The sequence below is a fragment of the Rhodococcus sp. IEGM 1341 genome (assembly GCF_030056895.1).
Lineage (GTDB): Bacteria > Actinomycetota > Actinomycetes > Mycobacteriales > Mycobacteriaceae > Rhodococcoides.
This window is the reverse complement of record NZ_JASHKV010000002.1, coordinates 195,845-207,878: the sequence shown is the minus strand read 5'-3', so window position 1 is coordinate 207,878 and position 12,034 is coordinate 195,845. Positions and strand designations below refer to the sequence as shown.

The 12,034-nt window shown below is 64.8% G+C and carries 11 protein-coding genes; 6 read left to right on the top strand and 5 right to left on the bottom strand.

The window, feature by feature from the left end; genetic code table 11:
* Positions 1-33: 33 nt before the first annotated feature.
* Positions 34-1,992, top strand: a complete 1,959-nt coding sequence (locus QM615_RS08130; RefSeq protein ID WP_149406896.1) for a M13 family metallopeptidase — start codon at positions 34-36, stop codon at positions 1,990-1,992.
* Positions 1,993-2,025: 33 nt separating this feature from the next.
* A complete protein-coding gene (locus QM615_RS08125; protein WP_149406895.1) occupies positions 2,026-3,336 on the top strand; it encodes a cytochrome P450 in 1,311 nt (436 codons plus the stop codon).
* Here QM615_RS08125 and QM615_RS08120 read toward each other — a convergent pair.
* From QM615_RS08120 to QM615_RS08100, 5 genes are all read right to left on the bottom strand, one after another.
* The gene (locus QM615_RS08120; protein ID WP_149406894.1) at positions 3,314-4,393 is read right to left on the bottom strand and encodes an ABC transporter ATP-binding protein; all 1,080 of its coding nucleotides are present in this window, start codon (positions 4,391-4,393) and stop codon (positions 3,314-3,316) included. The two genes, QM615_RS08125 and QM615_RS08120, sit on opposite strands and share 23 nt — an antisense overlap.
* Positions 4,393-5,718 carry an ABC transporter substrate-binding protein gene (locus QM615_RS08115; RefSeq protein WP_149406893.1) on the bottom strand — a complete coding sequence of 442 codons (1,326 nt, stop codon included), beginning with the start codon at positions 5,716-5,718 and terminating at the stop codon, positions 4,393-4,395. Before QM615_RS08115 ends, QM615_RS08120 begins: the two co-directional genes overlap by 1 nt.
* A gap of 28 nt (positions 5,719-5,746) precedes the next feature.
* Positions 5,747-6,637, bottom strand: a complete 891-nt coding sequence (locus tag QM615_RS08110) for a carbohydrate ABC transporter permease (protein ID WP_149406892.1) — start codon at positions 6,635-6,637, stop codon at positions 5,747-5,749.
* The gene (locus QM615_RS08105; RefSeq protein ID WP_176460333.1) at positions 6,634-7,566 is read right to left on the bottom strand and encodes a carbohydrate ABC transporter permease; all 933 of its coding nucleotides are present in this window, start codon (positions 7,564-7,566) and stop codon (positions 6,634-6,636) included. Before QM615_RS08105 ends, QM615_RS08110 begins: the two co-directional genes overlap by 4 nt.
* A gap of 135 nt (positions 7,567-7,701) precedes the next feature.
* On the bottom strand, positions 7,702-8,613 hold the full coding sequence (locus QM615_RS08100) for a L,D-transpeptidase (protein WP_149406891.1): 912 nt from the start codon (positions 8,611-8,613) through the stop codon (positions 7,702-7,704).
* A 296-nt stretch (positions 8,614-8,909) separates the two neighbouring features.
* Between QM615_RS08100 and QM615_RS08095 the strand changes: the two genes are divergently transcribed.
* The 4 genes from QM615_RS08095 to QM615_RS08080 are packed head-to-tail and all read left to right on the top strand — an operon-like array spanning position 8,910 to position 12,032.
* Positions 8,910-9,635, top strand: coding sequence for a glycosyltransferase family 2 protein (locus tag QM615_RS08095; protein ID WP_149406890.1), 726 nt, complete (start codon positions 8,910-8,912; stop codon positions 9,633-9,635).
* Entirely contained in the window at positions 9,632-10,627 is a 996-nt protein-coding gene (locus QM615_RS08090; RefSeq protein WP_068048771.1) for an acyl-CoA dehydrogenase family protein, read from the top strand. The genes QM615_RS08095 and QM615_RS08090 overlap by 4 nt, the downstream gene beginning before the upstream one ends.
* Complete coding sequence (locus QM615_RS08085; RefSeq protein ID WP_149406889.1) at positions 10,621-11,370, top strand: PIG-L deacetylase family protein; 750 nt, start codon at positions 10,621-10,623, stop codon at positions 11,368-11,370. The genes QM615_RS08090 and QM615_RS08085 overlap by 7 nt, the downstream gene beginning before the upstream one ends.
* Complete coding sequence (locus QM615_RS08080) at positions 11,367-12,032, top strand: class I SAM-dependent DNA methyltransferase (protein ID WP_262498487.1); 666 nt, start codon at positions 11,367-11,369, stop codon at positions 12,030-12,032. Before QM615_RS08085 ends, QM615_RS08080 begins: the two co-directional genes overlap by 4 nt.
* Positions 12,033-12,034: the final 2 nt, after the last annotated feature.

The window sequence follows — 12,034 nt, the reverse complement described above, 5'->3', positions numbered from 1 at the left end:
TTCAATCGAGCGCAAGAGTGTAAAGATGGACGGATGACTTCAGTAGTGAACTCGGGCATCGATCTCAGCTACCAGGACGAGAACACACGCGCACAGGACGACCTGTTCGTGCACGTCAACGGCAAATGGCTCGACGAATACGCCATCCCGGCCGACCGAGCCGTCGACGGCGCATTCCGCACCTTGTACGACCGGGCCGAGGTCGACGTCCAGACCATCATCGAAGAGTCCGCCGCCGCGAACCCGCCCGCCGGAAGCGTCGCGCAGAAGATCGGCGACCTGTTCTCGAGCTTCATGGATGCCGACCGCGCGGAGCAGCTCGGCGTGACATCCATCGCCGACGAGCTCACCGCCATCTCCGACGCGGCCGACCTCGTCACCCTCGCGGGTGTTCTCGGCTCCCTGCAGCGCACGGGCGTCGGCGGGGCCATCGGACACTACGTCGACACCGACGCCAAGCAGTCCGACCGCTACCTCGTGCACTTCAGCCAGTCCGGAATCGGCCTGCCCGACGAGTCGTACTACCGCCAGGACGAGTACGCCGAGATCCGCGCGAGCTACATCGCGCACATCTCGAAGATGTTCGCGCTCAGCGGTATCGAGTACGACGCGCAGACGGTATTCGACCTCGAGCAGAAGATTGCCGCCGGTCACTGGGATGTCGTCGCCCGGCGTGATGCCGAGAAGAGCTACAACCTCGTCGATTTCGACACACTGGTCAAGAGCGGTGCCGGATTCAATTGGGCCGCATGGATTTCCGGGCTCGGCGCAACCACCGAGCAGTTCGCCGAGATCGTGGTTCGGCAGCCTCCGTTCCTCACCACTTTCGTCTCGCTGTGGAATTCCGAGGACATCGAAGCGTGGAAGGCGTGGCTGGCCTGGCGCGTCGTGCATTCACGGGCACCGTTTCTGACGAGCGCAATCGTCGACGAGAACTTCGCGTTCTACGGAACGACGCTGACCGGAACGGAGGAGAACCGCGAGCGCTGGAAGCGCGGCGTCTCCCTGGTGCAGGACGTGCTCGGTGAGGCCGTCGGAAAGCTGTACGTCGAACGCCACTTCCCGGCCGACTCCAAGGCTCGAATGAAGGTGCTGGTCGACAATCTCACCGAGGCGTACCGCCGCAACATCTCCGAGCTCGAATGGATGAGCCCGGAGACTCGGCAGAAGGCGTTGGACAAGCTGGGCAAGTTCACCCCCAAGATCGGCTACCCCGATCGGTGGCGTGATTACTCGGGCGTCGAGATCAGCGCCGACGACCTGCTCGGTAACTACCGCCGCGGCTACACCGCGGACTACCAGCGCGACCTCGACAAGCTCGGCGGACCCGTCGACCGCGACGAGTGGTTCATGACGCCCCAGACCGTCAACGCGTACTACAACCCCGGCATGAACGAGATCGTCTTTCCCGCAGCCATTCTGCAGCCACCGTTCTTCGACCCCGAGGCGGACGACGCGGCCAACTACGGCGGTATCGGAGCGGTGATCGGCCACGAGATCGGCCACGGATTCGACGATCAGGGTGCCAAGTACGACGGTGACGGCAACATGGTCGACTGGTGGACCGACAGCGACCGCACCGAATTCGGCAAGCGCACCACGGCCCTGATCGAGCAGTACAACGAGTTCGAGCCCAAGGCCCTGCCCGGCCACAAGGTGAACGGCGAGTTCACCATCAGCGAGAACATCGGCGACCTCGGTGGTCTGTCGATCGCCGTCGCCGCGTACGAGATCTCGCTCGAAGGCAAGGACGCCCCGGTGCTCGACGGTCTGACCGGCCTGCAGCGAGTGTTCTTCGGCTGGTCGCAGGTGTGGCGTACCAAGGCTCGCGACGCCGAGGCGATCCGCCGACTCGCCGTCGATCCGCACTCGCCGCCGGAGTTCCGCTGCAACGGCGTCGTGCGAAATCTCGACAGTTTTCACGAAGCATTCGACGTACAGCCCGGAGATGCGCTGTACTTGGACCCGGGGAAGCGCGTCAAGATCTGGTAATTCCAGGTAGGGCAATCGGGGAGGGAATTTCTGATGAGGGAATACGCACGCTGGCTTGCTGCTCACGGGGTGATTCGGTTCGCGGCCAAACGAGCAGCGGCTGCGGGCGATCCGCAGGCGATGCTGGTGGCCGATCCGGTGACGCGGGCCGATCCGACGCCGGTCTACGAGAAGCTGCGCGCCACCGCGCCGCTGGTGAAGACTCGAATCTCGAACATCACCGTGCATCATCGGGTGGCGTTCGACCTGCTGCGCTCGGACGACTTCCGCGTCACGCAGCTGGGTGCGACCCTTCCCGGGCCGTTGCGGTGGATCGAGCAGCACACCAGATCCGGCGCACTGCACCCGATTCTGCCGCCCTCACTGCTCTCGGTGGAGCCGCCGGACCACACCAGGTACCGGAAGCTGGTGTCCTCGGTCTTCACCGTCCGCGCGGTGCAGAAGATGCGCGATCAGGTGCAGGAAACGGCCGATGCTCTGCTCGACGAGCTGTCCGACGGCTCTCCGGTCGTGGACATCGTCGATCGCTACTGCGCGCGCCTGCCGGTTGCTGTGATCGGGCGGATCCTCGGTGTACCGGTCGAGGACAATCAGCGGGTTCTCGAATTCGGTGAGATGGCTGCACCCAGTCTCGACATCGGCTTGTCGTGGGATCAGTTCAAGCAGGTCGAGCGTGGCCTGATCGGATTCGACGCCTGGCTCTCGCAACACATCGCAGGACTGCGCCGCAATCCCGGTGACGATCTGATGAGTCAGCTGATCGCCGCGAAGGACGAGGGCGTCGGCCTCAACGACGAGGAGCTCCGGGCCACGGCGGGATTGGTGTTGGCCGCAGGTTTCGAAACCACCGTCAACCTCCTCGGCAGCGGAATCCAACTGCTGCTCGACAACCCCGACCAGCTCGCCGTACTGCAGCAGGACCCGTCGCACTGGCCGACGGCCATCGACGAAATGTTGCGGATGGAATCACCGGTACAGCTGACCGCACGGATGGCCAAGCGCGACGTCGAGGTCGAGGGAGTGACGGTGCACGAGGGCAAGCTCGTCGTGCTGGTGCTCGCCGGTGCCAATCGGGATCCGCTGGTGTTCGAGGACCCGGACAGGTTCGACGTCACCCGCGCCAATGCCGGCAAACACCTGTCGTTCTCGGGTGGACGCCACTACTGCCTCGGGGCAGCGCTCGCGAAGGCAGAATCCGAAGTGGGCTTGAAGGCGTTGTTCGACAGATTCCCCCACCTGCGCTCGGCAGGCGAAGGAACCCGTCGCAACACCCGCGTCCTGCACGGATGGGCCACGCTGCCCATCGATCTCGGTGAACCGGCTACGACAACCGCAGGCCGGTAACGGAGTCGAAGAAGAACAACTCGTCCAGCTTGGGCACCAGTCGAATGGTTTCGGCCAGGGAGATCGACAACTTGCGGTCGACGCGAACCGCGATGCGGCCGGAGGTTGTCGACCAACCGCCGTCGGTGCTGGGCGCGGAGGCATAGACGAACGACTCCGCACCCAGCTCCTCGATCAGCTCGACGGTGAGCTGCAACCCACCACCGTCACCCACCAGATCCCACGACTCCGGGCGGATACCGACAACGACGCGCTCGCCCGCCGAGGACGGGACCGGGATGCGCAATTCGCCGAGTACGGCCGCGCCGTCGCGCACGGGGGCGTCGACCAGATTCATTCCGGGTGACCCGATGAATCCCGCGACGAACGTGTTGACGGGGTTGTCGTACAGCTCCCGCGGAGCGGCGATCTGCTGCAGCTTTCCGTCGAGCAGAACCGCGACGCGATCACCCATCGTCATGGCCTCGACCTGATCGTGGGTGACGTACACCGTCGTGGTGCCCAGTCGTCTTTGCAGACCGGCGATCTGGGCTCTGGTCGACACTCGCAGCTTGGCGTCGAGGTTGGACAGCGGTTCGTCCATGCAGAACACCTTGGGTTGACGCACGATGGCGCGCCCCATGGCCACTCGCTGACGCTGCCCGCCGGAGAGCTTGCCGGGCTTGCGACCCAGCAACGGCTCGAGCTCGAGCATCCTCGCCGCGTCGAGTACTCGTGCTGCGGTGTCGGACTTGCTCATTCCGGCATTGCGCAGCGCAAATCCCATGTTGTCGCCGACGGTCATGTTGGGGTACAGCGCGTAGTTCTGGAACACCATCGCAACGTCCCTGGCCCGCGGAGCCAGCGAGGTGACGTCCACTCCGCCGATGTCGATACGGCCGCTTTCGACGGACTCGAGACCGGCGAGCATCCGCAGACTGGTCGACTTCCCACAGCCCGAAGGCCCGACGAGAACGATGAATTCACCGTCCGCGATGTCGAGTTCGAGATTGTCGACAGCGAGCGAATCGGCACCCGGGTACCGGTGCGAGACACCGGCGTAGTGAACGGCGGCCATTACTTCGGCAGCTTCGGGGTGATCTGGCGGTCGATGATCTGCTGCAGCTGATCCGAGATGGACGCGAACGTCGTTGCGACATCGGCGTTCTGCAGCGCGATCTGCTCGAGTCCGCTGCCGATGATCTTGTCGCCACCGGGGACGAACACGCGGGCGTAGTCCTGCGAGCGAGTCAGCGCCAATTGGTCGACGGCCGTCTTCGCGTTGGGGTTCGCCTCGAGGAATGCGATCTCCGACGGGTCCTGCTGTGCAGACTTACGGACCGGCATGTAGCCGGTGTTCTGCGAGAAGTAGGCGGTGTTGGCACCGTTGGTGACGAAGTCGATGAACTTGAGCGCGTTCACCTTTCGCTCCTCGGAGATCTTCGCCGGAATGGCCAGGCCGGCTCCACCGGTGGGGCAACCGGGGGTGCCGTCGGCGGCCGGCAGGAAGGCAGTACCGAACTCGAACGCGGCACCGGCCTTGATGGTGGAGAGGTCGCCCGTCGAGGCGATGGTGGACGCCAGGATGCCCGCGGCGAAGTCGTTGGCGATGTCGTTGGACACCGCCGCGTACTTCTTCGTGTGGATCATGTCCTGCAGGAACTTGCCTGCCGCAATGGTATTGGGGTCGTCGAACTTCAGCTCGAACTGATCGGAGTACGATCCGCCGAACGTCCAGATCGGTCCCTCGAACGTCCACCCGAGGTAGTCGACAGCGTTGCCCCAACCGTGAGCGAGCTTGCCGTCTCCGACGACGGCCTGGATGCGCGGGCCCCACTCGTCGAACTCCTGCCAGGTGGCCGGCCCGCGATCGGGCAGTCCGGCCTGCTGCCACACGGCCTTGTTGTAGTAGAACAGCGGCGTCGAACGCGCGTACGGCAAAGCCCAGTGGTTGCCGTTCCAGTTGTAGTCGGCCAGCAGCGAATCCACGTAATCGGACTGGTCGACGCCTGCTGCGGAAAAGTGCTTGTCGAGCGGCTCGATGGCACCGGTGAGCGCGTAGTTGAACCACCAGACGTCCGAGAGCACGACGACGTCGGGCACATCGTTGCCCGAGAGCGCCGCGTTGAACTTCTGCGACACCTCCTCGTAGTTCTTGCCACCGTCGATGAGATTGACCGTCAGGCCTGGGTTCTCCGCCTGGAAGCGCGAGATCAGTTCCCTCTCGAACTCCTGGGACTTGCCCGGGTGGTTCGACCAGAAGTTGATGGTGTTCGCATCGCCTTCGACAGCCTCGCCGCCCGACCCGCCCGACCCGGGGCCGCTGCACGCCGCGAGGGCTGCGGCGGCCGCAGCTGCGCCGGTGAGCGTGAGGAAGCCACGCCGATTGATGATGTGTGCCATGGTGTTCGACTCCTGATAGTGAGGTGAATCAGCCCTTGACCGCACCGGAGGTGAGGCCCTTGATCATGTGGCGTTGCAGGACGAGAAAGACGAGAAGAATCGGCAGAATGGTCAGCACCGTCGCGGCCATCACCGCGCCCCAGTTGGTGTAGCCCTCGCTGTTCTGGAGCAGCGTCAATCCCACCGGAAGCGGTGCGACCGAGGAGTCGTCGGACATCAGGAACGGCCAGAGGTATTCGTTCCATTCGGTGACGATCGTGATGATGGCGAAGGCCACCATGGTCGGGCCCGACAGCGGCAGGATCACCCGGAACATCAGCCGTACCGGCCCGGCACCGTCCATCCGCGCGGCTTCGATGATCTCGGGCGGCAACGACAGGAAGTGGTTGCGCATAAGGAAAGTACCGAAGGCGACGCCGGCCAGCGGAATGATGATGCCCTGGAACGAGTTCCGCCAACCCAACTCGGAGATGAGCGAGTAGTTGGAGATGACGGTGATCTGATTGGGCACCATGAGCGCGGCGATGATGACGAGAAAGACGATGTTCTTGCCCGGGAAGCGCAGGAACACCAGCCCGTAGGCGCTGAGTACCCCGAGGACGAACTTGATGGACGACACGGCCGTGGTGATGATGATGGAGTTGCGCAGGTAGGTGAAGAACGGCACCTCCGTCGTCGCCTCGTCGTAGTTCTGCGGGTGAAACACGCTGGGCCACCACGTGACCGGCTGCACGTAGATGTCCGGTCGATCCTTGAAGGAGGTGATCAGGATCCAGAACAGTGGCAGCCCGATCATCAGCAGGACGGCGACCATGGCCGCGTATCCGAGGATGTTCGCGCTGCGCCGCGCACGCTGCGGGTCGCGCGGCCCTGGCACTTTCTCCGGCGTCGCCGTATCGGGCTTGTCGGTCACAGTCATCGCTGATCGTCTCGATCCATGATTCGTACCTGCACGAGCGTGACGATCAACAGCACGAGGAACAGGATCGTCGCGACGGTGGCTCCGTAGCCGGCTCGGAAGTTGCGGAACGTCTCCTCGTAGACCTGGTAGACCATCGTGGTGGTGCCGGTGCCCAGCGGGCCGCCGCGCGTCATGACATTGATGATGTCGAAGACCTGCAGCGAGTTGAGCAGCACCGTGATCGACAGGAAGAACGTCGTCGGACGTAGTTGCGGCAGAAGCACTTTGCGGAACGTGGTCCAGCGGCTCGCCTGATCGATCTCGGCCGCTTCCATCAATTCCTTGCGCACGCCCTGCAGGGCCGCCAGGTAGATGACGAAGGTGTAGCCCAGGTTCTTCCACAGGTAGGTCACCGTGATCATGACCATCGCCCACTTCGGGTCCTGATAGAAGTCCGGAACCGCGCCCAGGCCGAGGCGTCGCATCAGATCCTGGACCAGCCCGAAGTTGGGGTCGAAGACGAATTGGAACGCGATGCCGATCGCGGCACCCGAGATGACGTACGGGGCGAAGACTGCGGATCGAACGAAGTTGCGGCCCCTGAGCTTTCGATCGAGCAGCAGCGCCAGCACCAGGCCGAGAACCAATGAGCCCACCACCGCGGCGACCGTGAACACGACGGTGTTGCCGACGATCTGCCAGGTGTCCTCGCGGGAGGCCCACTCGCGGTAGTTGTCGAAGCCGACGAACGTGGAGGTGGGCGAGGACAGGTTCCAGTCGAAGAACGAGAACTGGAAGTTCTCGACCAGCGGCCGATACGTGAACACGCCCAGCAGAACCAGGTTGGGGCCCACCAGAATCAGGAACAGTGCGTAATCGGTCCACGGTCGCGAGAAGAAACGCTTCTCGCGTGCCCTGGGCAGCACTCGTTCGGTTGTTGCACTCACTGCGAGGACTGTGCTCAGCCTCGGCCAACGAATGGTGAACTGAGCCCCAACGTCCCCTGTCGCTCAGGCCAATTGCTGCGCAGTGGTGCGGTTATGTGCCCGCTATGGCACCTGATCGCACCACTGCCGCAGGCACTAGCGGTTCCAGTCTCCGAGACCGTCGGATCCGCTCAGGGTGCCGCCGTCGGTGTTGACGACGATGACGGGGTCGCCCTTCTGGACGTTCTCGAAGAACCACTTGCCGTCTTCGGTGCTGACGTTGAGGCAGCCGTGCGAGGCGTTGGAGTAGCCCTGCTGCGATTCCGACCACGGGGCCGCGTGCACGAAGATGCCGCTGTAGGAGATGCGCGTCGCGTACTCGACGTACGTGCGGTAGCCCTCCTCGGAGTCGATCGGGACGCCGTACGTGGAGGAGTCCATGTACATGTCACGGAACCGCTCGCCGACGATGTAGGTGCCGTTGGGGGTTTCGTGTCCGACCTTGCCCATCGAGGTGGGCATGGTGCGGACGACCTCGCCGTTGCGGGTGACGGTGATCTGCTTGGTGTTGTCGTCGGCCGTGGTGATGATGGAGTCGCCGGTGGAGAATTCGGCTTTCGCTCCGCCTGCCTCGACGGTCACCTGGGTGTGCGCCGGGTAGAACTCGTTGGGCAGCCAGCGGACCTGGGTGTCGTTGATCCAATAGAAGTGGCCGTCGACGGACGGGTTCGTCGTGACGCGAATGGCTCGCAGGGCGGCGTCACGATCACCGATTGCCTCGTCGAAGCGGATGGCGATGGGCTGCGCGACTCCGACGACCTCGCCGCCGGAGGGGCTGATGCTCGGATCGGCGAAGTTCGCGGGCGCGAGCTGCGGGACGATCTGCTGCTGGGGAGCGGGCGCAGCCGGATCCGAGGACCCCGGCATGCCGGGAATGGAGACGTCCGGGCCGCCCGGCCACAGTGGCGCGGCCTGTGCCGAACCGAATGCGGCGGACGCAGCAAGGGCTGTACCTGCAACGATCGCGCCGATACGGGCGAATCTGCGTGTGCGAACCGGTGATGCCATGTAACCCGACCATCCTTCGTGCTGCGTCGCGATGCCCACCGACAGAGCTGTGCGTGAGCAAAGCCCATTAACACATACCGCCCCGACATTTGCTAATCGGATATTTCCGAAACGGGCGAAAGAAACCGCGAGTACGAGTATCTTCCCGCAACCGGTCCCGAGCACTGTCTTTGCAGGCCAGGACGCATGTGTCGGCAGCCGGGGAACGGGTATGTGCGAGGGGAGCACATCCCGTCCAGACACCGGCGGTTTCCGAAACGGACTCTTCTTCGTCCGGTGTCCGAAAAGGGTGGACCGTGATCTCCGATGCTTTCCCCCGTACCCCAGTCAGTCACATCGTCGTCGTCGTACCCGCACACAACGAGCAGGATCTGCTCGACGCCTGTCTGACGGCCCTGTCACGGGCGGAGCGCCGCGCAGTCGAAGTGGCGGCGGTGACCGTCTCGACGGTTGTCGTACTCGATGCCTGCACCGACGACTCGGCGCACATCGCGGCACGTCACCCGTCGGTGTCGGCGATCGAGGTAGCCCATCGCAACGTCGGAGCGGCCCGAGCCGCCGGGTTCGCGACCGGCTCGCGAGACGGCAGTCGGCTCGACGCCACCTGGTTCGTCACCACCGATGCGGACACCAGGGTGGGTGAGAACTGGCTGCTCGGCCATCTCCGGCATGCCGCCGAGGGCGCTCGAGCGATAGCGGGAACAGTGGCGGTCGATTTCGAGGGCCACGTCGAGGAGAACCTCGGGTTGCGATCGTCGTACGACGCGCACTACCGGCACGAATTCGGCCACCCACACGTGCACGGCGCCAACCTCGGCGTCCGAGCGACCGAGTACTTCTCCGTCGGGGGATTTGCACCTTTGACCACCGGCGAGGACCACGATCTGGTCCGACGCCTCGAGCTCGGCGGCATCGAGTGCCGTCGAGTGTGCGACATCCCTGTCACGACGTCGGGTCGCCTCAGCGGCAGAGCGCCCGACGGCATGGCCGGATTCCTACGTTCCCTGGAGGCCACCGCATGAGCGAGACCGATTTTCTCGAATCCACCGACCGCGCAGACATCGACACCGGTCTGCGCAACGCGTTCTTGGCGTTCGAGGCGGACGGTCGTCTCGACCTGGCGCTGCCCGGCTCGGGATACACCGATCTGCGCTGGCAGTCGCTCGCCGCCCTGAGCCGTCACAACACGGTGCTGGGCCGGTGGTCCGAAGCGCATACCGACGCGATCGCGATCCTGCACGAACTCGACGGCCCGACGCCACAGCGCGGTCAGATCTGGGGAGTGTGGGCTGCGGAACCGCCTGCTCCGATTCTCGAGGCGGTGCTGGAGGATTCGGGCTGGGTTCTCACCGGAACGAAGCCGTGGTGCTCGGGTGCGTCACTGTGTACGAACGCTCTGGTCACTGCGCGCGTCGAGGGAAGTCCTCGGCTGTTCGCCGTCGATCTGACGCATCCGGGCGCGACTCCGGTACCCGACACGTGGCATGCCGTGGGGATGAGCGAAAGCGATTCCGGCTCGGTTGCATTCGACAGCGTCCCGGCCGTTGCGGTCGGCGGACCGACCGATTACCTCACCCGTCCTGGCTTCTGGCACGGGGCCATCGGGGTGTCGGCCGCCTGGTTCGGTAGCGCGTGCGCAGTGGCGGACACGCTGCACGCCGCCGTCCGCACCAGGCCGGACCCGCACCGTGCCGCACATCTCGGTGCCATCGCAGCGGCACTCGGTGCGGCGTCGAGCGCACTGACCACCGCGGCCGCCGAAGTGGACGCCGATCCGTTCGACCGTTCCGGTCGAGCCCGGACCCGAGCCCGCATCGTGCGGGCAGTGGTCGAGGACGCGGCGACTCAGTGCATCGACCGCGTCGGTCGCGCTCTCGGTGCCGGCCCGCTGTGCAGCGATGCCGAGCACGCGCGGCGCGTTGCAGATCTGACCGTCTATCTGAGGCAGAGCCACGCCGAACGCGATCTCGAAGCCCTCGGGCAGGACATCGCCGAGGAGGACAACCCATGGTAGAGAACGCATTCGACGCCGAAGTCGATGTCGGTACCGCCGAGTCGGATTGGATGTCGGCCGACTGGTCCATCCCCGGTCTGCAGTGGAAGGACGTCGTCACGATGGTCGTCGTCGCCCCGCACCCGGACGACGAGGTACTCGGCGTCGGTGGCCTGCTGTCGTTGGCGGCCGCGGCAGGGGTCGACGTAAGGGTGGTCGCGGTGACCGACGGTGACGGCTCGCACCCCGGTTCCCCGACGGTGACGGCGGAGGATCTGCGGGCACGACGCCCCGTCGAGTCGGAACGCGCGTTGGCGGAGTTGGGAATCGACCACTCTCCGACGCGGTTGCAGATCGCCGACGGTGCCGTCGAGCAGCACGAGGGTGCGGTGGCCGACGCATTGATGCCGTTGCTCGACGCCACCCCGGGCACCTGGTGCCTGACGCCATGGCGCGGAGACGGTCATCCCGACCACGAAGCCACCGCGCGGGCCTGTCTCACTGCGGCGAACGCCGTCGGGATACCGGTGGTCGAGTACCCGATCTGGATGTGGCACTGGGCAACTCCGAACCATCCTGCAGTTCCGTGGACACGATGCCGCCGTGTCGATCTCCCGCCGCACGCTCTCGACGCCAAGCGCGCGTCCATCGAGCAGTTCGATTCTCAGATCCGGCCACTGTCAGATCACCCCGCGGATCGCGCGGTGTTGCCGCCGCACATATTGGCCCGCTACCGGCGACCGTTCGAGGTGGTGTTCGCATGAGCATGGATTCTCGGACGAGCCACGGTTCTCCGACCAGCTTGGGTGCCGACTACTTCCGCAATGTCTATGCGGCCAAGGACGATCCGTTCATGCTCGACAGCAAGTGGTACGAGCGGCGCAAGTACGCATTGACCATGGCCTCGCTGCCGAAGCCGCACTATCGGCGAGCCCTCGAACCCGGCTGCTCCATCGGCGTGCTCACCGAACAGCTGGTGACCCGGTGCGATCACGTGGTGTCGACCGATGTGGTGGACAGTGCTCTCGATTCGGCCCGCGCGCGTGTAGGTGAGACTGCCGCAGTCGAATTCGCGTTGTGGTCGTTGTCCGACCATTGGTCGGCATTGCCGACACCCGAGGAGACGTTCGATCTGATCGTCGTCAGCGAGGTCGGCTACTACCTCGACGCCGCGGATCTCGCATCGGCGATGACTCGCGCAGTCGATCACCTGGAAGCAGGGGGCACTCTGGTGGCCGCGCACTGGCGTCACGACGTGGACGACTATCCGATCTCGGGTGATCGTGTGCACGAGATCATCGCTGCAACATCAGGATTGGCGTTACTGAGTCGGTACTTGGACGAGGACGTTCGGATCGAGGTCTTCGTCGCCTCGGACGGTCCGGCGGTGTCGGTCGCGAGCACCGACGGCCTCGATGTGCGCTGACT